We start from the raw sequence: 21,642 nt of genomic DNA on the forward strand, positions 1-21,642 counted from the left end.
TTCTGTTTGTAAGGGCCTGCCCCGGGCGCCGTCAGGGGATGAGCCGGTCGGCGCGCAGGCGCCCGAACAGGTCGTAGAAGGCGTCGTCGGTGGCCTGATAGTCGAGGAAGCCGAGGCGGCGGCTCTTGCTCATGTCGGTCACGACCTCGATCGGCCGGCCGAGATCCGCGTCGGTGTGCCAGGCCGAGGCGAGGCGGTTGAGGTCGGGCTCGGCGAGGCCGTGCCGGGCGGCGATCCCGGCCCAGATCGGCGCGTCCCCGGCCATCTGCTGCTCGAGCGGCTGCATCGTGCCGTCGAAGGGCGCGGGTTCGAGGCCGAACCACGCGGCGAGGCGGCCCCACATCCAGCTCCAGCGGAAGACGTCGCCGTTGACGACGTTGAAATCCTCGTTGGCGGCCTGCGGCGCGGTGGACGCCCAGAGCAGGTGGCGGGCGAGCAGCCGCGCGTCGGTCATGTCGCTGAGCCCGTTCCACTGGGCGGCCGAGCCCGGGAAGCGGAACGGCCGGCCCGTCTCGCGGCAGATCGTGGCGTAGACCGCGAGGGTGGTGCCCATGTTCATGGCATTGCCGACCGCCTTGCCGATGATGGTGTGCGGGCGGTGGACGCTCCAGGAGAAGCCGTTGCGGGCCGCGGCGGCGAAGACCTCGTCCTCCTGCGCGTAGTAGAAGTTCTCGATCGGCAGCCGGCCCTGCTCCTCGCGGAACGGCGTCTGGGGCACCGCGCCCTTCCCGTAGGCCTCGAAGGGCCCGAGATAATGCTTCAGGCCCGTCACCAGGGCGACGTGGCGGACGCTGCCGGCCGGCCGCACCGCGTCGAGGAGGTTGCGCACCATCGCGCCGTTGACCCGGATCATCTCCGCCTCGGTCGGCCGGCGCATCCAGGTCGCCAGCACGACCCGGCTCGGCCGGTGCGGCGCCAGCGCGGCCCGCACGCTCTGCGCGTCCTGGAGGTCGGCGGCGACGGGCTGCACCCCGTCCTGCGCCGGCGGGTTGCGGGCGAGGCCCAGCACCGTCCAGCCCGCCTCGCGCATCACCGCCGCCGCAGCGCTGCCGACGATCCCGCTCGCGCCGACAATCAGCACGGTCTCCGTCATGTCCGGTCCCTTCGTTAGCTCTTATCCGTCGGGACAACGCCAGCGGGTGCGCGGGGTCCCGCGCGGGCAGCCATGCCGTTGCGGCATAGCTTCTTCGTTCTAGGCCGTGAGCCGGGCGGAGCCCGGCGGTTCGTCCTAGGCCATGAGCTGGGCGGAGCCCGGCGGTTCGTCCTAGGCCATGAGCCGGGTGGAGCCCGGCGGGGAGATCCGCGTTCCTAGACGCGGCACCGGGGCCGACGGGCTCGGGCGTGCCGGCGGAGGCGCCCGTGGGTCAGCTCGCTACGGTTGACGAGGATACCTCATCGCGGGCAGCCGCGCGGGAGCCGGCCCGGCGGCTGAAGCCCGGCCTGCTGCTGGGCGCCCTCGGGGTCGTCTACGGCGACATCGGCACCAGCCCGCTCTACGCGTTCAAGGAGGCGGTGCGGGCCGCCGGCCACGGCCATGCGGAGCCCGCCGCGGTGATCGGCGCGGTGTCGCTGATTCTGTGGGCGCTCGTCGTCGTGGTGTCGCTCAAGTACGCGGTGCTGATCCTGCGGGCCGACAACCACGGCGAGGGCGGGATCGTGGCGATGCTGGCGCTGCTCGGCGCCCGCCACGCCGAACCGCGCAGCTGGGCGGGCCTCCTCCTCGTCGTCGGCCTCGTCGGCGCCGCGCTCCTCTACGGCGACGGGGCGATCACGCCGGCGATCTCGGTGCTCAGCGCCGTCGAGGGCCTGAAGGTCGAGGCGCCCGGCCTCGCCCGCGCGGTGGTGCCGATCACCCTCGTCATCCTGATCGGGCTGTTCCTGATCCAGAGCAAGGGTGCGGCCTTCATCGGGCGGATCTTCGGGCCGGCGATGCTGGTGTGGTTCTGCGTCCTCGCCTGGCTCGGCTTAGGGGGCATCCTGCAGTCGCCGCAGATCCTGACGGCGCTCAACCCGCTGCGGGCCGTCAACTTCCTCACCCATGCGGGCTGGGGCGTCAGCTTCGCGATGCTCGGCGCCGCCTTCCTGGCGGTGACCGGCGGCGAGGCGATGTACGCCGATCTCGGGCATTTCGGCGCCCGGCCGATTCGCCTCGCCTGGTTCGGCCTGGTGCTGCCGGCGCTCGTCATCAACTACTTCGGCCAGGGCGCGGTGCTCCTCGCCGAGCCCGACGCGATCGAGAACCCGTTCTACCGCCTCGCCCCCGACTGGGCGCACTATCCCCTGATTGGCCTCGCGACGCTCGCCACCGTCATCGCCTCGCAGGCGATCATCTCCGGCGTGTTCTCCCTGACGCAGCAGGCGGTCCAGCTCGGCTTCCTGCCCTACATCCGCATCGTCCACACGGCGCGCGACGAGCGCGGCCAGATCTACGTGCCGGTGGTGAACTGGCTGCTGGCCGCCGCCACCTTGAGCGCCGTGCTGATCTTCGAGACCTCGGACGCGCTGGCCGGCGCCTACGGCATCGCCGTCTCGCTCCTCATGGCGATCACCACGCTGCTGGCCGCCCTCATCGCCCGCCGCTGGGGCTACAACCTCATCCTCGTCCTTCTGGTCAACGGGCTGTTCCTGGCGATCGACCTCGTGTTCCTGGCCGCCAACAGCGTGAAGGTGGTCGAGGGCGGCTGGTATCCCCTCGTGCTCACCGCCATCGTGGCGACGACGATGCTGACCTGGCTCCAGGGCACGCGGCTGATCGAGGCCTACCGGGTCGGCGCCCGCCAGGACGAGGGCGTGTTTCTCGCGGCCCTGCGCGACCGCCCGCCGATCCGCCTGCCGGGCGCCGGCGCGTTCCTGTCCGCTGCCACGAGGGGCATCCCGCTCCACATGACCCGGCTCCTCGAGCGCAGCCACGCCCTGCCGGCCCGCTGCACCATCGTCACCGCCCTCTACGAGGAATCGCCCGTCGTGCCGGAATCCGAGCGCGCCGAGGTGACCCGGATCGCCCCCGACCTCTTCCGCGTGACGCTCCGCTACGGCTTCATGGAGGACGCCTCGATCCCCGAAGGCCTCGCCTGCGCGGTCGCCCATCGCGGGCTGCCGGCCGACTTCGTCGAGGACGTCACGGTCTTCGTCGGCCACGAGACGATCATCCCCAAGCACAACCACCGCGGCATGGCCGGATGGCGCGAGACCCTGTTCGCCTTCATGATGCGCAACGGCGAGCGCACCGGCGCCTTCTTCTGCGTGCCGACCCGGCAGGTGATGGAGGTGGGCACGGAGATCGAGATCTGAGGAGTGTCGACAGGCATCGCCTCAGCCGACGGGATTGCTCACCTCGACCAGGTTCTCGTCGGGATCGTAGAAGTAGACCGACAGGATCCTGCCGGTCGCGCCTTCGCGCTCGATCGGCCCGCTGATGATCGTGACGCCCTCGCGCTCCAGATGAGCGACGACCTCGGCGAGCGGCGTGTCGGTCAGCAGGCAGAAATCCCCGGCGCCGCGGCTCGGATGACGGGTCTGCGCGTCGACGCTTGCATGCAGTTGCTGAAGGTTGATCTTCTGGGATCCGAAATGCAGCGCCCAGCGCTTGGGCGCGACCTCGCGCGCCTCGAGGCGGAGGGTGCGCCGGTAGAACGTCACCGTCGCGTCGATGTCGAGGACGACCAGGACGAAATGGTCGATGGCGCGGATGCGGATCGGGGTCATGGCTTCCTCACTTCCGCCCGCCGCTCACCGAGCCGCGCCCCGAGACGCAGCAGGTATCCGTCCGGGTCCTGCACCAGGAACTGGCGCTGGCCGACCTCGACGCGGCCGGCCCGGTACCAGGCGTCCTCGACCGCCATGAACAAGGGCCAGCCGGCCTCCTCCAGCCGCGCCAGCACCGGCTCCACCGCCGCGACCTCGATCTGGACATTGATCCCGCGCCCCAGCGGCGTCTCCAGCGGGCCGGTCAGCCACTGCCGGGAGGCGGGGCTGCGCTCATCCAGCATCACCTGCGCGCCGTCGAGGTCGAGATAGGCGAAGCCCGCCTCCGGCCGGTCGTAGGCGACCCGGAAGCCGATCAGGCCGACCCAGAACCGCAGGCTCAGCCCGAGGTCGGCGACCAGGAACTCGGGGACCAGCTTCGCGCGCGTGAGCGTGACCGTCATGCTCGCCCCGGCTCCCGGCCCGGCATCCGCGCCGGTTGACCTGATGCTGCCGATCCGTGACGGTTCGCGCAACGGCGTTCGCGGAATCGCCGAAGGATCGATGAGGCGGCCCACGTGCCGCCCCGGGGAGGACAGATGAGCCTGTACCACAAGCTCGCCGCGCGGGCGGAGGCCGGCAATCCGGTGCGGATCGGGGTGATCGGGGCCGGCAAGTTCGGCTCGATGTTCCTGTCGCAGGCGCCGCGCACGCCGGGGCTGCACGTCGTCGGCGTCGCCGACCTCGACCCCCAGCGGGCGCGGGCCGCGCTCGCCCGGGTCGGCTGGCCGGCGGAGCGATACGAGGCCAGAAGCGTCGCCGAGGCGATGCGCCAGGGCACGACCTTCCTCACCGACGACGCCGAGGGCCTGATCGCTGCGGACGGGATCGAGGTGATCGTCGAGGCGACCGGCCATCCGGGGGCCGGCATCCGCCACGCGCTCGCCTGCTGCCGGCACGCGCGCCACATCGTGATGGTCAACGTCGAGGCCGACGCGCTCGCCGGGCCCCTGATCGCCCGCCGGGCGGCGGAGGCCGGCATCGTCTACTCCTTCGCCTACGGCGACCAGCCGGCGCTGATCGCCGAGATCGTCGACTGGGCCCGCACCGCCGGCTTTCGCGTCGTCTGCGCCGGCAAGGGCACGAAGTACCTGCCGGTCTACCACGCCTCGACCCCCGACACGGTCTGGGGCCATTACGGCTTCACCGAGGAGCAGGTCGCCGGCGGCGACTTCAACCCACAGATGTTCAACTCCTTCCTCGACGGCACCAAGTCGGCGCTGGAGATGGCGGCGGTGGCCAATGCCTGCGATCTGACGCCGCCGCCCGCCGGCCTCGCCTTCCCTCCTTGCGGCGTCGACGACCTGCCGACCCTGCTCAGGCCGGAATCCGCCGGCGGCATCCTGCCGGTGGACGGCACGGTCGAGGTGGTGTCGTCGCTCGAGCGCGACGGCCGCCCGGTCTTTCGCGATCTGCGCTGGGGCGTCTACGCCACCTTCGAGGCGCCCTCCGACTACGTCCGCAAGTGCTTCTCCGAGTACGGCCTGAGGACCGACCCGAGCGGGCGCTACAGCGCGATGTACAAGCCCTATCACCTGATCGGGCTCGAGCTCGGCCTCTCGGTCGCCAGCATCGCCGTGCGCGGCGAGCCCACCGGCGCCACACGGGGCTTCTCGGGCGACGTGGTGGCGACCGCCAAGCGCGACCTGAAGGCCGGCGAGCGCCTGGACGGGGAGGGGGGCTACACCGTCTACGGCCGGCTGATGCCGGCGCGGGACTCGCTCGCCGCCGGCGGCCTGCCGATCGGCCTCGCCCACGGCCTCACCCTGACCCGCCCGGTCGCCGCCGGCCGGCCGGTCTCGTGGGACGACGTCGCCTTCGCGGCCGACGATCCGGCGATCCGCTTCCGGCGGGAGATGGAGGCGGTGTTCCGGGGAGAGGTGGGGGCGGGGTGAGGCGCGGAATTCAGGCGGATACTCTCGACCCCCTTGCGAGGGAGATCCGGGACCCGGCGCACGAACCCGCGAAGCGACCGCTCGCCTGCAACGGTGCAGTCTGCAGGGCCGCTTCGCAGCCCTTCCCTCGCTGGATCCCGGATCGCATTCCACTGTCGCTGCCTGCGCCCGGGAAAGGGCGGGATCAGGGGAGGACCGGGCCTACACCTGGAACTCCCGGTCCACGGGCACCTGCATCCCGGTGACGAGGGCGTTGGTCTGGTTGGCCATGCCGATCACCGCCAGCAGCTCGCCGTGCTGGGCGTCCGTCATGCCCTTCGCCCGGGCGGCGGCGGTGTGCGAGTGGATGCAGTAGCTGCAGCCGTTCGCGGTCGAGACCGCGATGTAGATCAGCTCCTTGGTCAGCGGGTCGAGGGCGCCGTCGGCGGCCATCACCTGCTTCAGGTCGGCCCAGGTCCGCTCCAGCACCGCCGGCTGGTTGGCGAGCGCGCGCCAGAAATTGTTGATGAAATCCGAGCGGCGCACCGCCCGGATGTCGTCGAACACCGCCTTGACGCGGGGATCTCCGTCCGCCTCCGCGTCGCTCCAGAGCCTCACGGTCGCCATGCGGTCGTCCTCCTTCGCGGTGCGGGCGCGATTGAGTGACCCGCCGTCCCGGGCCGAGCTTACGACTTGCGCTCGTTGCTGGCGACCGGGCGGGCGATGCGCGGACGGTCGGCCTCGTTCATCACCTCCCGGCAGGCCGGGCTCAGCTTCGGCTTCTCCCGCCGCAGGCAGGCGGTGATGCCCGGGATGCTCGGGATCTCCCCGGCGCACAGGCGCCAGACATCGGGCGTGCAGGCGGCGCGCTGGGCGCTGGTGGCCTCGGCCAGGGCCTGCGTCGCGCTGCCGAGCGTCAGGGCCGTCAGGCAGGCGCCCAGGCCGATACCGATGAGCGAGGTCCTCATGATCGTTCCCCATGATGCGAGATCAGCATTCGGACATCGACATCTTGCAATGTCCGGCGGGATCGCCGTCGTCCGCCGCTCGCCATCCACATGAGAATTATGATCGGCGCCTGAATTGCGTCAATTGCAATGTAATCCAAGATGAGGCGTGTCGTAATGGCTCCGTGCGGTGGAGCACGCGGGCGATCGACGCCGCACTGACTTGTGGGTGCGGCCGCGCACAAGCCGAAGGCGCGTCATGGCCGGAGATAGTCTCCGGCGCGACTGGGGACGGGCCGGGTTTGGCCGGCATGACGGATCCCGAGCGGGAGGCGCGCGCGCCGGTGGCGCGCGAGAGCGTCGTTCCGCTGGGTCAGGCGAAGTCGCTCGTCCTCTTACGCGCCGACTGCGCGGCGGTCGCCGGGCGGTCGGAGCATGCGTGGGGGAGGCGACCGGGGCGCCGGAGTCGGCGCCCCTCGCCCCGCCGGGGACGGCGTCAGCCGCGCCGGGCCGCAGCGTCGAAGCCGTCCGGCACGCGGCCCGAAGGCGTCGCCAGGGCGTAGGGCCCGCGGGCGAGGAAGCGGCCGGAGCCGGGTGCGGCCAGCACCTGCCCGTCGCGCACCGCCACCTCGCCCCGCCGGATGGTCATGACGGGTAGGCCCTTGAGGCGCATCCCCTCCCAGGGGGTGTAGTCGATGGCGTGGTGCAGGTCGGCGTTGGTGAGGGTGCGCTCGGCATCCGGGTTCCACAGCACCAGGTCGGCGTCGGCGCCCGGCGCCAGCGTGCCTTTTCGGCCGGCGAGCCCGAACAGCCGGGCGGCATTGGTCGAGGTCAGGCGCACGAAGGTCGGCAGGTCGATGCGCCCGGCCGAGACGCCCGCCGAGAACAGCACGGGCAGCCGGGTCTCGATCCCCGGCACGCCGTTCGGGATCGCGTTGAAGGCCGGCATCCCGTCCGGCCGCGCCTTGGCGCCGCCCTGGCCGTAGCCGCTGCTGCCCGGATCGCGCTTGGCGGTCGCGAAGGAGAAGCCGCAATGGTCGGAGGAGACCACGTCGAGGGTGCCCTCGCGGATCCGGGCCCAGATCCGCTCCGCCTCGCCCGGCGCCCGGAGCGCCGGCGAGCACACCACCTTGGCGCCCTCGAAGTCGGGCTTCGCGAGGTCGTCGGTCGAGAGCGTCAGGTATTGCGGGCAGGTCTCGCCCCAGACCTTCACGCCCCGCGCCCGCGCCCGGGCGATCTCTTCCGCCGCCTCGTCGCAGGAGACGTGGAAGACCTGGATCGGCTGGTCGACGAGCTCGGCGAGCGCGATCGCCCGGTGCGTCGCCTCGCGCTCGACCACCGGCGGCCGGGCCCAGGCGTGCTGGAGCGGGTCGGTGAGGCCGGCCTCCAGCAGGGCGCGGATGCGCCAGCCGATGGCGTCGTAGTTCTCGCAATGCACCGTCACGAAGGCGCCGAGGCGGCGCGCGGTCGCCAGCACCTCGAGGAACTGGCCGTCGGTGAGGCGTAAGGGGTCGTAGGTGAGGAAGACCTTGAGGCTGCGGATGCCGCGGGCGACCAGCGCTGGCACCTCCTCCTCCAGCACTGCGGGCGTCGGGTCGGTGATGATCTGGTGGAAGCTGTAATCGGCCCGGGAGGCTCTCGCGCTGGCCTCGTAGCCGGTCGCGGTGGCGGCGATCGGGTGGCCCTTCCACTGCGGCACGAAGCAGATGAACGAGGTGGTGCCGCCGGCGAGCGCCGCGGCCGAGCCGCTGGAGAAACTCTCCTCCTGCACCCCGCCGCCCTCGGAGGGCTCCTCGATGTGGCAGTGCGGGTCGAGGCCGCCGGGGGTGACGACGAGGCCCTTGGCGTCGATCTCGTCCCGGCCCCGGCGCAAGCCCCGGCCGACCGCCGCGATCACCCCGTCGCGCACGCCGAGATCGGCCTCGAACACCTCGGCCGGGCCGGCGAGCGTCGCGCCGCGCACCACCAGGTCATAGTCGAATTCGTGGTTCGCCATCGCGGCTCCTCCCCGGCAAGCGCTGACGCGCCGGGGTAGGGCCCGCCTCGAAACCCTGTCAATTCCGGCACCGGCCCGGATCGGCGCAGGTGCCGACCGGGTGGGCAGGGGGCCTGCAATTTGGGCGGCGGGACCTCGCGCCGTGCCTGTCCGGGCGGCAGCGGCGCGCCGGGCGATCGGGCCGGATCCGGTTTGACAAACCCGCCGGGACCGATCGACAAAGAGGCACCGCAGAGGTTCCGGCCGCGCTGAGCCAGCGGACATCCCGCCGGCCCGCGCGCAAGAATGGCGCCCGCGGGACAGCGTGGAGGAAACATCGATGACGTTTCGGTTGGATGCTCCGAGCCGGCGCGATCTCATGCTCGGCGCCGCGGCGGCCGCGGCGACGGTCGGGCTGCCGGGGGCGGCGCGGGCCAAGGCGCCGTTGCTGCGCAGCCAGAGCCCCTACTACTACCGCTTCACCCTCGGCGACGCCGAGGGCACCATGGTCTCCGACGGCACCCTGCCGCTCGGGGATCCCCACACCAACTTCCTCGGCCTCACCACGGCCGAGATGGACGCGCAGCTCACCAGCAACTTCCTGCCGCTCTCGAACGCGGTGCTGGAGCAGAACATCCTGATCCTCAACACCGGCAGCAAGCTGGTGCTGTTCGACACCGGCATGGGCTCGCTCAAGCTGTTCGGGCCCACCACCGGCAAGCTCCTCACCACGATGCGCCAGGCCGGCATCGACCCGAAGGACATCGACGCCGTGGTCATGAGCCACGCCCATGTCGACCATTGCGGCGGCTGCGTCGGCGACGACGGCACGCCGCACTTCCCCAACGCCCAATTCTACATCTCCCAGGCCGATTTCGATTACTGGACCGATCCGGCCAAGGTGCCTGCCGCGTTCGGCGCCTTCCTCGATACGGCGCGCAAGAACCTGCTGCCGATCCGCGACAGGCTGGTCTTCGTGAAGGACGGCCAGGAATTCCTGCCCGGCATCCAGGCCCTGGCGGCGCCGGGCCACAGCGTCGGCCACACGATGTTCATGATCACCTCGGGCAAGGACAGCCTCTGCTACCTCGGCGACCTGACGCACCACCCGGTGCTGCTGATGGAGAAGCCGCTGACCGAGTTCGCCTACGACACCGACCCGAAGCAATCGGCCCAGACGCGGCTGCGGATGCTGACGATGCTGGCCAAGAACCGGATCCCGGTGCTGGCCTACCACTTCGCCTGGCCGGGCATCGGCCACGTCGCGGAGAACGGGCAGGGCGGGTTCCGGTACTACCCGCAGGCGATGAAGATGGAGTTGTAGGAGCCAGGGCCGGCGCGGTGTATCGCGCCGGCTCATCCGTTCAACGGGTAATACCGCCGCGCCTTCGAACGGACCCGTTCGGAGGCGCAAGGCAAGCCCGAACGGGCGCCGGCGCTGATGCGCCGGACGCCTTCGCATCGACGTGTCGATGCGAAGGCGCGAGGGTATAAGCTGTCACGACGCTCGCGAAGCCTGTGCGGTCGACGATCCAGATCGTGCGGATGGAAGGAGCCCGCCCGTCCGGCGCCTGGGTGGCCCTTCGTAGATGTGCTTCATGCCGTGGACGGAGGGCGCCGACCGGACCGGGCGGGACGGCGAGGGATGGCGAAGGAGTGCCTCGGCCAGCACCTCCGGTGCCGCAGGCGAGAAGCCGAATCGCAGGAATGCCCTGGCCTCGGGTCCGCCGGCCGATGGTCGAGATCCAGAAGGTATGCGGTGATCTTCGCGCTATCGAGCTTGAGCTGTGTGCCGGGCGGCGGTCCGCCCGTCACGGCGTAGCATCCGACACCCGAACGAGTCGCCCGCCTTCGACCGTAGCCAGGGACTGAAAGGGCGCGACGAACTCGACCTCGTAGGCCTCGCCCTGGTTCCACACGCCGACGACCGTGCCGACCGAGCCAGCCGGCACCTCGCGCCCATCGTCGTCCGTGACCGGCACGAGCAGCCGCGCCGTGTCCAGCTCCCGGATCGCCGAGGGCGCATCGGGTGTCAGCACGAAGGTCGTCGACACGTGGCTCATATCTTACACGGTACGCTTGGCCGGCCGGGTGAGCAATGCCTCCTCACCCCGCCTTCGGCCGCGGCCCGTAGGACTTGAAGCGCTCGGTCGCCTCGGCCACCTCGGCCTCGCTCAGGATGTGCGGCCGGCCGACCTGGAGCGCCACGGCGTATTGCCGGCACAGGGTCTCGAGCTCGACGGCGAGCCACAGAGCCTTCGCCAGCGTCGGCCCGGTGGCGATCATGCCGTGGTTGGCGAGCAGGCAGCAGGTGCGGTCCTGAAGCGCCTCAAGGGCCCGCTGCGACAGCTCCTCCGTGCCGAACAGCGCGTAGCCGCTGCAGCGGACGGTGGGACCGCCCGCCGCCGCGATCATGTAGTGCGCCGCCGGGATGTCCTTCCGGCACATCGCGAAGGCGGTGCAGAAGGTCGGGTGGGCGTGGACGATGGCCGAGACGTCGGGGCGCGCCCGCAGGATGTCGCGGTGGAAGCGCCATTCGGAGGACGGCGGGAGCGGGTGGTCGGCCCGGCCGTCCATGTCCATCGGCACGATGTCGGCGGGCGTCATCTCCTCGTAGGGCAGGCCCGAGGGGGTGATGAGCAGGCCGTCACCGAACCGCACCGAGACGTTGCCGGAGGTGCCCTGGTTCAGGCCCTGTGCCGCCATGCTGCGGCAGGTCGCGACGATCGCCTCCCGCAAGGCCGCCTCGGTCTCAGCCATTCCCCGCCTCCTGCTCCTTCGCAGCCTCCCGCGCCATAGCCTCCTGCCGGCGCCCGAGCCAGAGGCCGTTGACGAGCCAGGCGAGCGACAGGGGCACCGCCAGGATCGAGAGGGCGGTGGCGCTCAGGCCGAGCCACCCGACGATGCCGTAGGACCAGGCCCCGATCTGGTCGCCGAGGCGGTACATCACCGTGTCGATGAAGGCCTTGGCCTTGTAGCGGTCCTCCCGCGGCAGCACGGTGAACAGCACCTCGCGCACCGGCCGGGCGATGGCGAAGTTGCCCGCCCGCCGCAGCACGCCGAACACCACTACGCTGGCGATGGTGGGCGCCACCGCGAGCAGCCCGAAGCCGAGGGCGCTGACGAGCGGCAGGATCGCGAGCGTGAGCCCGACGCCGAGCCGGCGCACGATCCGCCCGGTGAGGAAGAGCTGCACGCCGAGCGTCAGCACGTTCACCGCGAGGTCGACGGAGGCGAAGAACGCGGTCTGCGAGCCGCGATCGGGGAAGCTGCGCTTGGCGATGCCGGCCTGCTCGAAGTACAGGAAGGTCGAGGTGATCGAGAACAGCAGCAGGAACAGGCAGATGCCGAGCAGGTAGGGCGAGCCGAGCACCCGGCTGATGCCGGCGAACGGGCTGCCGCCGATCGCCTGCGCGGCCGCACCCGGCTCGCGCGAGAGCGCGTCCGAGATCCGTGCCAGCCCCCGCATGCTGAAGACGGCGATCTCGAGCAGGAGAGCGGCGGCGAGCAGCAGGAACGGCGTGGCGACGTCCCGCGCCAGGACCGCTGTGAAGGCCGAGCCGGTGATGGCCCCGAGCGTCGCGCCGGCCGCGATGAAGCCGAACAGCCGCTTGCCCTGCTCGGTGTCGAACACGTCGACGATGGTGGCCCAGAAGATCGAGACCACGAACAGGTTGAAGATCGACAGCCAGACGAAGAACACCCGGCCGATCCACACCGCGTCCTCCGGCCCGCTGCGATAGAGGACCACGGCGAAGACCAGGATGTTGGCGGCGAAGAAGCGGTAGGTGATCGGGATGAAGCGGGCCCGCGGCAGCTTGCGCACGAGCCAGCCGAACGGGACGTTGAGCACCAGCATGCCCACCAGCGTGGCGGTGAACAGCCAGGGCAGGTTCTCGAGCCCGCCGGCCAGCCCCATCTGGTCGCGAATCGGCCGCATCACGTAGTAGGACGAGAGCAGCGCGAAGATGTAGAGCCAGGCCCAGCCGAGGGCCGGCACCTCCTCGGGCCGCACGTCGGTCAGGCGCCGCAGCCAGGCCGGGACCCGCAGCCCGGCGCCCCGCGCGGCCGGAATCGCCTCACTCTCGCTCATCCGCCACTCCTCGCGCCCTCGACCCGGGCGTGCGGTGTGCTTGGCGGAGGCGCGCGTCGCTCGCAAGACGCGCGAGCCTCCTTCGCCGATCACCGTCCCGCGACCGCCCCCCTACTCGACGAAGACCTCGTCGCGGCTCCGGCGGATCGTCGGCAGCAGGGCGACGACGAGCAGCACCACGGCGACCAGCAGGAGCCCCGCCGAGATCGGCCGCTCGACGAAGGTGCTCATCTCCCCGCGCGAGATGATGAGCGCCCGGCGCAGGTTCTCCTCCATCAGCTTGCCGAGCACGAAGCCGAGCAGCAGCGGGGCAGGCTCGAAGTCGAGCCGGATCAGCGCGTAGCCGACCGCGCCGAACAGGCCGATGAACAGGATGTCGGTCGGCATCGCATTGATGGAGTAGATGCCGACGCAGCAGAGCAGCAGGATCGCCGGGAACATCAGCCGGTAGGGCACCTTCAGGAGCCGCACCCAGAGCCCGATCAGCGGCAGGTTGATGATGAGCAGCATGACGTTGCCGACCCACATCGAGGCGATCATGCCCCAGAACAGGCCGGCGTTCTTGGTCATCACCTGCGGCCCCGGCACGATGCCGTGGATCGTCATGGCGCCCACCATCAGCGCCATGACGGCGTTCGGCGGGATGCCGAGGGTGAGGAGCGGAATGAACGAGGTCTGCGCCCCGGCGTTGTTGGCGCTCTCCGGTCCCGCCACGCCCTCGATGGCGCCGGTGCCGAAGCGGGAGGGATCGCGCGCGAGCCGCTTCTCCAGGGTGTAGGAGGCGAAGGGGCCGAGCACCGCGCCGTTGCCCGGCAGGATGCCCAAAACCGCGCCGATCGCCGTGCCGCGCAGGATCGGCAGGCCCGACTGGCGCAGGTCGTCGCGGCCTGGCAGCAGCCGCCCGATCGCCTGCCGCACCACGTCCCGGGCCTCGGTGTGGTCGAGGTTGCGCAGGATCTCGGCGATGCCGAACAGCCCCATCGCCAGCACGGCGAAATCGATCCCGTCGGAGAGGAACGACTGCCCGAAGGTCATGCGCTCCTGGCCCGTCTCCAGGTCGGCCCCCACCGTCGAGAGCAGGATGCCGAGCAGGATCATCGCCACGGCCTTGAGGATCGAGCCGCGGGCGAGGACCACCGCGAAGACGAGCCCCATGACCATCAGCGAGAAGTACTCCGCCGGCCCGAACACCAGGGCGAGGCGGGTCAGCGGCGCGCCGAGCGCCGCGATCACCACGGTGGCGACGCAGCCCGCCACGAAGGAGCCGATCGCCGCGATCCCGAGCGCCACCCCGGCGCGGCCCTGGCGGGCCATCTGGTGGCCGTCGAGCGTGGTGACCACGGAGGTCGCCTCGCCCGGGATGTTGACGAGGATCGCCGTGGTGGAGCCGCCGTACTGCGCCCCGTAGTAGATGCCCGCCAGCATGATGAGCGCGCCGGTGGGGTCGAACTTGAAGGTGATGGGCAGGAGCATCGCGATCGTCGCGACCGGCCCGACCCCGGGCAGGACCCCGATCAGGGTGCCGACGAGGCAGCCGACGAAGCACAGCACGACGTTCATCGGCAGCGGCACGGGCCCGAGGCCCGGCACCTCCACGGGCACGACCTGCAGGACGGTGCCGAAGCCCAGCGCCAGGTTGGCGAGAAGATCGCCCATCAGGCGCCCCGGGACTGGCCGGCGACGCCGATGCGGGCCTCGGACCGGCGCGGCCCGACGAGCAGCAGCGCGACCGCGACCCCGGCCAGCAGCCCCGCGGTGACGCGCAGGCGCCCGTCCTGCGACCAGCCGTCCGGGAACAGGGCCGCGTAGGCCTCCGGGAACATCGGGATCGGCAGGTTGAGGAGGTCGCCGAACAGCAGCATGGCGCAGGCGGTGAGGCCGAGGCCGAGGACGAGGTTCTCGCGCAGCCGCCCCTCCGGCGAGGCGAAGCCGCCGATCACCACGGTGAGCGGGCCGGCGCCGAGCAGGCCAAGCCCCGGGGTGGTGATCCCGCCGAGCGGAAAGGGCCGGATCGTGAGCGCGAAGGTGGCGATCGCGAGCAGGATCACCACGGGACCGCGCAGGGAGAAGCGTTCGAGCGGGTGGCCGGCACGCACGAGGCCCACGCCCACGAGGACGAGGCCGCTCAGGCCCAGGCCGATCGCCAGCATGCGCGGCACCATGCCGGGTCCCATGCTGCGCAGCGTGCCCTGGCTCAGGTCGCGGGTGAGGTAGAGCGCGAGCGCCGCCAGCCCGACGAGGAGCAGGCCGCCCGCGACGCTGCGCGGACCGCGGATCGGCCCGCGCGCATGGGTGTCGGAACGGGCCGGCATGGCGGGTCCTCCCTGGCTGTCGGGCCGATGGTTCCGGATCCCGCTTTTCCGACTTTGTGCACGATGGCCCGGCAGACGATCAAGCGGGTTCACCGTCCTCGTCTCGCCATGCCCCTGGGTTTCTGCCTAGAATGCGGCACCGGTAATAGGCCACGGATAGGATGGCCGGCCGAGGGAGGGCACTTGGATGACGTCCGGTCTGTCACGACGTTCGCTGCTCGGCGCCGCCGCGCTCGTGCCCCTCGGCAGCCGCGTCCCGCGCGCCCAGCAGGGCTACCCGACGCGGCCGATCCGCTGGGTGGTCGGCTACCCGCCGGGTGGAACCACCGACGTCCTGGCCCGCCTCATCGCCGAGCCGCTGAGCCGCCGCCTCGGCCAGCAGGTCTACATCGAGAACCGGCCCGGGGCCGGCAACAACATCGGCACCGACGCCGTGGTGAAGGCCGATCCGGACGGCTACACGATCCTGCTCGTCAACCCGGCGAACGGCATCAACACGACGCTCTACAAGAAGCTGAACTTCGACTTCGTGCGGGACATCGCCCCGGTGGCGGGCATCACGCGCTCGCCCAACATCATGGAGGTGACGCCGAGCCTGCCGGTGAAGACGGTCGCGGAGTTCATCAGTTACTGCAAGGCCAATCCCGGCAAGGTCAACATGGCCTCCTCGGGCTTAGGCACCTCGGTGCACATGTCGGGCGAGCTGTTCAAGAAGATGACCGGCGTCGACATGGTGCACGTGCCCTATCGCGGGGCGGGCCCTGCGCTGACCGACATGCTGTCGGGGCAGGCGCACGTGCTGTTCGACAACCTGCCCTCCTCGATCGAGCACGTCCGCTCGGGCGGCCTGCGGGCGCTCGCGGTCACCACGGCCGAGCGCTCCCCGGCGCTGCCCGACGTGCCGACCGTCGCCGAGACCGTGCCGGGCTACGAGGCGAGCGCGTGGTTCGGGGTCGGGGCGCCCAAGCGCACCCCGCCCGAACTGATCGCGCGCCTGAACCGGGAGATCAACGACGTCCTGTCCGACCCGGAGACGGCCAAGAAGCTCGCCAACCTCGGCGGCACGCCGCTGCGCCTCACGCCCGAGGAGTTCGGCAAGATGATCGTCGACGAGACCGAGAAGTGGAAGAAGGTGGTCGAGTTCTCGGGCGCCAAGCTGGATTGATCCGCCCCCTCGCGGGCTCGCCCGTCACGGCGCGAGCCCGAAGACCTTGCGGGCGTCCTGCGCCGTGGCGTCGTGGCCGAAGCCGGGGCTGCCCATCTGGAACTTCCGCGCCGCGTCGAGGCCGCCGACCACCACCGGCTCGAAGCCGGCGTCGCGCACCAGGGCCGCGGCGACCTCGAGCGCTTGGCTGTCGTCGCCCGCGATCGGCACCGCCATCGGGGCGCCGCTGCGATGGGCGTTCTGGGCAAAGAGGCGGTAGTTCGCGGCGTTGAAGGCCCGCACCAGCCGGGCGCCGGCCAAGTACTTGGCCGAGGTGGCGCCGATGCCGGCGCTCTCGGCCTCGGCCGCGAGGTCGCCGTCCCGGGCCTTGGTGGCGTTGCCGGCGTCGAGCACGACCTTGCCCTTCAGGAGGTTGCCATGGGCCCGGCCGAGTTCCGGATAGGCTTTGTACGGCACCGCGACCAGCACCGCATCGCCGAAGGCGAGCGCCTGCTCGACCGTGCCGGCCTTGGCGAGCGGCCCGAGCTTCTCGACCAGCGGCTTCAGGTCTTCCGGGTGACGCGAGGCGAACATCACCGGGTGGCCGGCCTTGACCCACAGGCCACCGATGGTGCCGCCGATATTGCCGCCGCCGATGACCGCGATGGGTGTCTTGGCGCCTTCCGCCTTGGGGTCCTGCTTGGAATCCTGCGCCAGGGCGGGGCTGGCGGAGAGCGCCAGGGCGACTGCTCCGGCGCGCAGGAGCGTGCGGCGATCACAGGCCATCGATGAACTCCTCCATCTTGCGGCGGGTCGCGGCGTCGGGCAGGCGGCCGCGCGCCGCGCCGAGATTGTCCTCGACGTAGCGGACCTGCGCCGTGCCCGGCACCGGGCAGGTCACCGCCTCGTGCGACAGGACGTACTTGAGAAAGAATTGCGGCCAGCTCTGACAGTCGAACTCCGCCGCCCAGGGCGGCAGCTCGCGACCGCGCACCAGGTTGAACAGCCGCTCACGGCCGAACGGCACGTTGACCATCACGGCGACGCCGCGGTCTTTCGCCAGCGGCAGGATGCGCTCGGCGGCCTGGCGGGCATCGACCGCGTAGTTGACCTGGATCACGTCGAGCTTTTCCGCCTTCATCAGGGCTTCGAGATCGCCGTACTGCTTCTCGGCCCAGGTGGTGGCGCCGAGGTAGCGGATGCGCTTCTTCTCCTTCAGCTCGCGCAGGAGAGGCAGCTGCGCCTCCGGGTCGATCAGGTTGTGGACCGCGATCAGGTCGATCCGGTCGGTGCCGAGGCGGCGGAAGGACTGCTCGATCTGCGCCTGCCCGGCCTCGCGCCCCCGCGCCGCCACCTTGCTGCACAGGAAGATCTTCTCGCGAAGATTCGTCTCCTTCAGGATCCGGCCCAGCACCTCCTCGGCCCGGCCGTAATCGGGCGCGGTGTCGACCACCGTGCCGCCGAGCGCGACGAACTTCGCCACCGTCTCGCGCAACGGCGCCATGCCTTCCGAATCCGGCGCGACGTCGTAGCGCCGCGAGGTGCCGATGCCGACGGCCGGGACCGTCTCGCCGGTGGAGGGGATCGGGCGGCGGATCAGCCCATCGCCTTGCGCCGTGGCGCCGCCCTGCGCGAAGGAGCGGCCCGGGAGCAGGCCTGCGGCCAGGGATCCGGCCAGCACGGCGCGGCGGTGAAGCTTCATGCTGGGTTTCCTCTGCAACTCGTGGCGGACGGGAGAGTAGGGCGCGGCGGGGTGCCTGCCCACGCCGCAGCCGCACACAAGCGCTTGAGGGGAGGGCTGCGCGTGCGATCGGCATCGGCCGACACGATTCACGACAAGGCGGGTCAGCGGTGCATCATGGGCTGTTGGTTCTTCGTGAGCCACGGTTCCATCCCCGGGCCTCGCGCTCACCCCAGCCGCGCCGGCAGCCGCAGGAAGCCCCGGAAGCGCACCCGCTGCGAGCGCTCCGGCACCCCGTCGAGGCGGTAGCCGGGGAAGCGGGCGAGGAAGCGCGAAAGCGCGATCCGGCCCTCGAGCCGGGCGACCGCCATGCCGACGCATTGGTGGATGCCGCTCGCGAAGGCGAGGTGGCGGTTGGGGTCGCGGGCAACGTCGAAGGTCTCGGGGTCCGGGAACTGCGCCGGATCGCGGTTGGCGGCGCCGATGCAGAGCGTGATCTGGGTGCCCGCAGGAAAGTCCCGCCCGCCCATGGCGAAACTCGTGGTGGCGACGCGGTTGCCGAGCTGGTTCGAGCTCTCGAAGCGCAGCACCTCCTCGACGGCCTTGCGCATGAGGTCGGGCTCGGCGAGGAGCCGGGCCCGTGCCTCCCTGCGCTCGTCGAGGAGATGGAGTCCGTTACCGATCAGGTTGGTGGTGGTCTCGTGCCCGGCGTTCAGGATGAAGATGCAGTTCTGCAGCAATTCCTCGGCCGAGAGCCGCTCGCCGGCGACCTCGCCCTGGATCAGGCGCGTGAGGATGTCCTTGTCCGGGTCGCCCGGGTTCCGGCGGCGGTCGTCGACGAGGCGTTCGAGATAGGCGAGGAACGCGGTCACCGCCCGGTTGCCGGCGGCTTCGACCTCCGGCGACAGCACGGGTTCGAGGGCGCCGAGGATCGCCAGCGACCAGTCCCGCAAGGGGCCGCGCTCGTCCCGCGGCACCCCGAGCAGGTTGCCGATCACCTCCACGGGGATCGCGGCGGCGAAGTCCTCGATCAGGTCGGCCCTTCCCCGCGCCTCGGCCGCGTCGAGGAGATGGTCGACCAGCGCGACGATGCCGGCCTCCATGGCGGCGACCGCCCGCGGCGTCAGGGCCCCGGCGATGATGCGCCGGACCCGGGTGTGGCGCGGCGGATCGTTGAAGACCAGGCTCTGGGTGTGGTGGCGGTAGAGCGGGGAGGGGCCGGCCTCCGCCACCCGGAACTTGGCGCCGAACTCGACGGTCTTGTCCGAGCTGAAGGCGGCGGCATCCTTGTAGACCCGCTCCAGGTCGGCGTAGCGCGAGAGCAGCACCTGGGCCTCGCCCGAAGGACCCTGGCCCATCACGTGGACCGGGGCGTGCTCGCGGAGCGCCGCATAGACCGGGTAGGGGTTCTCGATGAACCCCTCCGGCAGGCGCCGGAGGTCGAACCCCTCGGCGAGGGCGGGATCGGCCATCCGGCTCACCCGCGCCCGTTGGGCGCGCAGGCGGGGTTCATCGGCAGGAACGCCTCCTCTTTCGGGATGGTGCGCAGCACCTCGTAGAGGTCCCACGGGCCCTTGGAGGCGCCCGGCTCCTTCGCCCGGTAGAGCACGGGATCGTAGAGGAGGCGCCCGTCGGCGCGCAGGGTCGCGGGGTGGTCGAAGAACGCCACCGGCAGCGCCCGCATGGCGGCGTTCGCCGCCGCCGCCTCGTCGGTGCCCGCCTGCTCGATCCCCTTCAGGTAGTGAGTGACGGCGGTGTAGATCAGGGCCTGGTTCTTCGTCGGCATCGCGCCGGTGCGCTCCTGGAACCGCTTGGCGAAGGCGCGGGCGGCGTCGTTCTGGTCCCAGTAGAACGCTTCCGAGAAGGTCAGGCCGTGCGCCACCGGCAGGCCGAGGCCCTTGATGTCGGTGACGTAGACCAGGAAGCCCGTCAGCGTCTGGCGCCCGTTCGTCAGGCCGAACTCGTCGGCCTGCTTGACCGCCTTGGTGAAGTCGTCGCCGACGCTGGCGAAGGCGACCACGTCCGCCCCCGAGCTCTGGGCCTGGAGCAGGAAGGAGGAGTAGTCGGCGGTGTTGATCGGGTGGCGCGAGGTGCCCACCACCTTGCCGCCCAGCGTCTCGACCACCGTGGTGGCCTCCTTCTGCAGCGCGTGCCCGAAGGCATGGTCGACGGTGATGAAGTACCAGGACTTGCCGCCGCGCTCGAACACCGCCCGCGCGGTGCCGGCGGTGAGCGCGTGCGTGTCGTCGGTCCAGTGCGAGCTGACCGGGGAGCAGGTCTTGGCGGTGAGGTCGGAGGTCGCCGCGGCGGTGATCATCACCGTGCGGTTCTTCTCCTTGGCGACCGCCTGGACCGCGAGCGCGATCGCCGTCACCGGAAGGTCGACGACAGCGTCGACCTTCTCGACGTCGTACCAGCGCCGGGCGATGCTCGAGGCGACGTCGGGCTTGTTCTGGTGGTCGGCCGAGACGATCTCGACCGGCTTGCCCCGCACCTTGCCGCCGAAATCCTTCGCGGCCATCTCGGCCGCCGCCACGGATCCGCGCCCGCCGCTGTCGGCGTAGGGCCCCGAGAGGTCGGTGAGCACGCCGATCCGCACCACGTCGTCGGAGATCTGCGCCGCGGCCGGCTGGCCCAGGGCCGCGAGCGCGAGGGCGGCACCGCACAGGCTGGTGGCGAATCGGTTCATCGCTCTGATCCTCCCGGCGCCCGCATCGTCCCGCGCGAGGTCGCCTTGTCGTCCCCTTCACAGCCGATCCGCGCCCGCGAGGCAAGCGCCGGCAGGCCGAAGAGTGCGGGACGGCAGCGAGGGCCGGCGGGATCGGCCGCCCCCGACGGATCGTCGCAATATTTGACGACGACGATCGTTGTTGCGCGCTCGAAGGCCATTTAAACAAATCGAAAGAGCAGCCGGAGCACCCGACTGTCTTCATGTCCAGTCGAAAGTCGAGGCGAAGATCCTCTGGCATCGACCTGAGGGCGTTCTCGGCATGTCTGGTGAGCATAGTCGTGCGATGGCGAGGCTGCCTTGCGACCGTTTCGTGCCGTCGGCGGATGCCGCGGCGACCTGGGAGCGATGGATCGAGCACATCTCGCCGATCTTCGCACCGTCGGCGCGGCCCGAGACGAGCCTCGCATCGCCGATCGCGATGCGCAGCTACAATCTCGGCAGCATCCTGGTCGGCGACCTGTCGGCGCCGGCCCAGAACCTCGGGCGATCACCCCGCATGATCGCGCAGCAGGGCGTCGATCATCTGCTGATCCAGATCTGCCGGAGCGGCACCGGCCGCATCGACACGGGCCGGACCACGGTCGAGATCGGGGAGGCGGACTGCGCGATCTACGACCTCGCCCAGCCGGTCGCGATCGCGGCCTCCTCGATCAGGGCCACGACCATCGTCGTGCCGCGCGGGCTCCTGGCCGGGCGGGACCGGTCGGTCGCCGCCCTGCACGGGACCGTTCTGCGGACGCGGGACAGTCCGGCAGCGAAGCTGTTCGCCTCCTACCTGTGCGAGCTCGTCTCCGTCGCCGACCGCCTGGACGCGAAGGACGTGCCCGGCGTCGCGGCCGCGGCCGCCAAGCTGTGCCGGGCGGCGATTCCCGATCCGCCCGCCGATCCGCACCTGGCGGAGCGGCGGGTCAGCACCGAGATCCGGGCCTTCATCCAGAGCAGGCTCGCCTCGCCGGACCTCGGTGCGGAGATGATCTGCGCACGGTTCGGCCTGTCCCGCGCCCCGCCCTACCGCCAGCTCGCCACGGAGGGCGGCAGTCACTTCCCCAACTCCCAACCCCGCCCCGCCCCCGGCGGTGCAGCCCCCTACCTGCGCCCCGGCCGGCGCCCCCCCCCCGGCACGTCCACGCACCTCCGCGGG

20 protein-coding genes are annotated in these 21,642 nt (G+C 71.2%); 5 read left to right on the forward strand and 15 right to left on the reverse strand.

Annotated elements, in window-relative coordinates; genetic code table 11:
* Window positions 1–31 precede the first annotated feature (31 nt).
* A complete protein-coding gene (locus tag VQ02_RS00920) occupies window positions 32–1,093 on the reverse strand; it encodes an SDR family oxidoreductase (RefSeq protein WP_048442269.1) in 1,062 nt (353 codons plus the stop codon).
* A gap of 266 nt (window positions 1,094–1,359) precedes the next feature.
* On the opposite strand from VQ02_RS00920, the gene VQ02_RS00925 reads away from it, so the two are divergent.
* The gene (locus tag VQ02_RS00925) at window positions 1,360–3,291 is read left to right on the forward strand and encodes a potassium transporter Kup (RefSeq protein ID WP_048442270.1); all 1,932 of its coding nucleotides are present in this window, start codon (window positions 1,360–1,362) and stop codon (window positions 3,289–3,291) included.
* Between the two features lie 21 nt (window positions 3,292–3,312).
* On the opposite strand, the gene VQ02_RS00930 is transcribed toward VQ02_RS00925, so the two are convergent.
* Window positions 3,313–3,705: a VOC family protein gene (locus VQ02_RS00930; protein ID WP_048442271.1), complete on the reverse strand. Its 393-nt coding sequence runs from the start codon at window positions 3,703–3,705 to the stop codon at window positions 3,313–3,315.
* The gene (locus tag VQ02_RS00935) at window positions 3,702–4,148 is read right to left on the reverse strand and encodes a bleomycin resistance protein (protein ID WP_048442272.1); all 447 of its coding nucleotides are present in this window, start codon (window positions 4,146–4,148) and stop codon (window positions 3,702–3,704) included. The genes VQ02_RS00930 and VQ02_RS00935 overlap by 4 nt, the downstream gene beginning before the upstream one ends.
* Before the next feature lie 135 nt (window positions 4,149–4,283).
* Between VQ02_RS00935 and VQ02_RS00940 the strand changes: the two genes are divergently transcribed.
* Entirely contained in the window at window positions 4,284–5,639 is a 1,356-nt protein-coding gene (locus tag VQ02_RS00940; RefSeq protein ID WP_048442273.1) for an NAD(P)H-dependent oxidoreductase, read from the forward strand.
* A 201-nt stretch (window positions 5,640–5,840) separates the two neighbouring features.
* Here VQ02_RS00940 and VQ02_RS00945 read toward each other — a convergent pair whose 3' ends face one another.
* The 3 genes from VQ02_RS00945 to hydA all read right to left on the reverse strand — a co-directional run bounded on the left by VQ02_RS00945 (window position 5,841) and on the right by hydA (window position 8,561).
* Entirely contained in the window at window positions 5,841–6,245 is a 405-nt protein-coding gene (locus VQ02_RS00945; protein WP_048442274.1) for a carboxymuconolactone decarboxylase family protein, read from the reverse strand.
* A 59-nt stretch (window positions 6,246–6,304) separates the two neighbouring features.
* A complete protein-coding gene (locus VQ02_RS00950; protein ID WP_048442275.1) occupies window positions 6,305–6,586 on the reverse strand; it encodes a hypothetical protein in 282 nt (93 codons plus the stop codon).
* Window positions 6,587–7,061: 475 nt separating this feature from the next.
* Window positions 7,062–8,561: a dihydropyrimidinase gene (gene hydA / locus VQ02_RS00955; RefSeq protein ID WP_048442276.1), complete on the reverse strand. Its 1,500-nt coding sequence runs from the start codon at window positions 8,559–8,561 to the stop codon at window positions 7,062–7,064.
* 319 nt (window positions 8,562–8,880) lie between these two features.
* Between hydA and VQ02_RS00960 the strand changes: the two genes are divergently transcribed.
* Entirely contained in the window at window positions 8,881–9,864 is a 984-nt protein-coding gene (locus VQ02_RS00960; RefSeq protein WP_048442277.1) for an MBL fold metallo-hydrolase, read from the forward strand.
* A 487-nt stretch (window positions 9,865–10,351) separates the two neighbouring features.
* Here the strand turns inward: VQ02_RS00960 and VQ02_RS00965 are convergent, their stop codons facing one another.
* The 5 genes from VQ02_RS00965 to VQ02_RS00985 all read right to left on the reverse strand — a co-directional run bounded on the left by VQ02_RS00965 (window position 10,352) and on the right by VQ02_RS00985 (window position 14,945).
* Window positions 10,352–10,594 carry a DUF4926 domain-containing protein gene (locus tag VQ02_RS00965; protein WP_245239579.1) on the reverse strand — a complete coding sequence of 81 codons (243 nt, stop codon included), beginning with the start codon at window positions 10,592–10,594 and terminating at the stop codon, window positions 10,352–10,354.
* Window positions 10,595–10,646: 52 nt separating this feature from the next.
* On the reverse strand, window positions 10,647–11,300 hold the full coding sequence (locus VQ02_RS00970) for a class II aldolase/adducin family protein (protein WP_048442279.1): 654 nt from the start codon (window positions 11,298–11,300) through the stop codon (window positions 10,647–10,649).
* Entirely contained in the window at window positions 11,293–12,633 is a 1,341-nt protein-coding gene (locus VQ02_RS00975; RefSeq protein ID WP_048442280.1) for an NTP/NDP exchange transporter, read from the reverse strand. The genes VQ02_RS00970 and VQ02_RS00975 overlap by 8 nt, the downstream gene beginning before the upstream one ends.
* A 111-nt stretch (window positions 12,634–12,744) precedes the next feature.
* Entirely contained in the window at window positions 12,745–14,289 is a 1,545-nt protein-coding gene (locus tag VQ02_RS00980; RefSeq protein ID WP_048442281.1) for a tripartite tricarboxylate transporter permease, read from the reverse strand.
* Window positions 14,289–14,945 carry a tripartite tricarboxylate transporter TctB family protein gene (locus tag VQ02_RS00985; protein ID WP_048442282.1) on the reverse strand — a complete coding sequence of 219 codons (657 nt, stop codon included), beginning with the start codon at window positions 14,943–14,945 and terminating at the stop codon, window positions 14,289–14,291. Before VQ02_RS00985 ends, VQ02_RS00980 begins: the two co-directional genes overlap by 1 nt.
* A 187-nt stretch (window positions 14,946–15,132) precedes the next feature.
* On the opposite strand from VQ02_RS00985, the gene VQ02_RS00990 reads away from it, so the two are divergent.
* Window positions 15,133–16,110, forward strand: a complete 978-nt coding sequence (locus VQ02_RS00990; RefSeq protein ID WP_048442283.1) for a Bug family tripartite tricarboxylate transporter substrate binding protein — start codon at window positions 15,133–15,135, stop codon at window positions 16,108–16,110.
* Between the two features lie 24 nt (window positions 16,111–16,134).
* On the opposite strand, the gene VQ02_RS00995 is transcribed toward VQ02_RS00990, so the two are convergent.
* The 4 genes from VQ02_RS00995 to VQ02_RS01010 form a co-directional block, all read right to left on the reverse strand.
* Window positions 16,135–16,875: an NADPH-dependent F420 reductase gene (locus tag VQ02_RS00995; protein WP_083468964.1), complete on the reverse strand. Its 741-nt coding sequence runs from the start codon at window positions 16,873–16,875 to the stop codon at window positions 16,135–16,137.
* On the reverse strand, window positions 16,865–17,791 hold the full coding sequence (locus VQ02_RS01000; RefSeq protein ID WP_048442284.1) for an aldo/keto reductase: 927 nt from the start codon (window positions 17,789–17,791) through the stop codon (window positions 16,865–16,867). The genes VQ02_RS00995 and VQ02_RS01000 overlap by 11 nt, the downstream gene beginning before the upstream one ends.
* A gap of 206 nt (window positions 17,792–17,997) precedes the next feature.
* Window positions 17,998–19,242, reverse strand: a complete 1,245-nt coding sequence (locus tag VQ02_RS01005) for a cytochrome P450 (protein WP_048442285.1) — start codon at window positions 19,240–19,242, stop codon at window positions 17,998–18,000.
* Between the two features lie 5 nt (window positions 19,243–19,247).
* Complete coding sequence (locus tag VQ02_RS01010; protein WP_048442286.1) at window positions 19,248–20,459, reverse strand: ABC transporter substrate-binding protein; 1,212 nt, start codon at window positions 20,457–20,459, stop codon at window positions 19,248–19,250.
* Window positions 20,460–20,784: 325 nt separating this feature from the next.
* Here VQ02_RS01010 and VQ02_RS01015 point away from each other — a divergent pair.
* On the forward strand, window positions 20,785–21,642 hold an 858-nt coding region (locus tag VQ02_RS01015), incomplete at its 3' end, for an AraC-like ligand-binding domain-containing protein (RefSeq protein ID WP_053080105.1).

The organism is Methylobacterium variabile, from assembly GCF_001043975.1.
GTDB classification, from domain to species: Bacteria; Pseudomonadota; Alphaproteobacteria; order Rhizobiales; family Beijerinckiaceae; genus Methylobacterium; species Methylobacterium variabile.

What these genes read in the sequence shown, in the direction of transcription:
- VQ02_RS00920 (WP_048442269.1), bottom strand. Translation starts at nt 1,093, where the DNA reads ATGACGGAGACCGTGCTGATTGTCGGCGCGAGCGGGATCGTCGGCAGC.
- VQ02_RS00930 (WP_048442271.1), bottom strand. Translation starts at nt 3,705, where the DNA reads ATGACCCCGATCCGCATCCGCGCCATCGACCATTTCGTCCTGGTCGTC.
- VQ02_RS00935 (WP_048442272.1), bottom strand. Translation starts at nt 4,148, where the DNA reads ATGACGGTCACGCTCACGCGCGCGAAGCTGGTCCCCGAGTTCCTGGTC.
- VQ02_RS00940 (WP_048442273.1), top strand. Translation starts at nt 4,284, where the DNA reads ATGAGCCTGTACCACAAGCTCGCCGCGCGGGCGGAGGCCGGCAATCCG.
- VQ02_RS00945 (WP_048442274.1), bottom strand. Translation starts at nt 6,245, where the DNA reads ATGGCGACCGTGAGGCTCTGGAGCGACGCGGAGGCGGACGGAGATCCC.
- VQ02_RS00950 (WP_048442275.1), bottom strand. Translation starts at nt 6,586, where the DNA reads ATGAGGACCTCGCTCATCGGTATCGGCCTGGGCGCCTGCCTGACGGCC.
- hydA (WP_048442276.1), bottom strand. Translation starts at nt 8,561, where the DNA reads ATGGCGAACCACGAATTCGACTATGACCTGGTGGTGCGCGGCGCGACG.
- VQ02_RS00960 (WP_048442277.1), top strand. Translation starts at nt 8,881, where the DNA reads ATGACGTTTCGGTTGGATGCTCCGAGCCGGCGCGATCTCATGCTCGGC.
- VQ02_RS00970 (WP_048442279.1), bottom strand. Translation starts at nt 11,300, where the DNA reads ATGGCTGAGACCGAGGCGGCCTTGCGGGAGGCGATCGTCGCGACCTGC.
- VQ02_RS00975 (WP_048442280.1), bottom strand. Translation starts at nt 12,633, where the DNA reads ATGAGCGAGAGTGAGGCGATTCCGGCCGCGCGGGGCGCCGGGCTGCGG.
- VQ02_RS00980 (WP_048442281.1), bottom strand. Translation starts at nt 14,289, where the DNA reads ATGGGCGATCTTCTCGCCAACCTGGCGCTGGGCTTCGGCACCGTCCTG.
- VQ02_RS00985 (WP_048442282.1), bottom strand. Translation starts at nt 14,945, where the DNA reads ATGCCGGCCCGTTCCGACACCCATGCGCGCGGGCCGATCCGCGGTCCG.
- VQ02_RS00990 (WP_048442283.1), top strand. Translation starts at nt 15,133, where the DNA reads ATGACGTCCGGTCTGTCACGACGTTCGCTGCTCGGCGCCGCCGCGCTC.
- VQ02_RS00995 (WP_083468964.1), bottom strand. Translation starts at nt 16,875, where the DNA reads ATGGCCTGTGATCGCCGCACGCTCCTGCGCGCCGGAGCAGTCGCCCTG.
- VQ02_RS01000 (WP_048442284.1), bottom strand. Translation starts at nt 17,791, where the DNA reads ATGAAGCTTCACCGCCGCGCCGTGCTGGCCGGATCCCTGGCCGCAGGC.
- VQ02_RS01005 (WP_048442285.1), bottom strand. Translation starts at nt 19,242, where the DNA reads ATGGCCGATCCCGCCCTCGCCGAGGGGTTCGACCTCCGGCGCCTGCCG.
- VQ02_RS01010 (WP_048442286.1), bottom strand. Translation starts at nt 20,459, where the DNA reads ATGAACCGATTCGCCACCAGCCTGTGCGGTGCCGCCCTCGCGCTCGCG.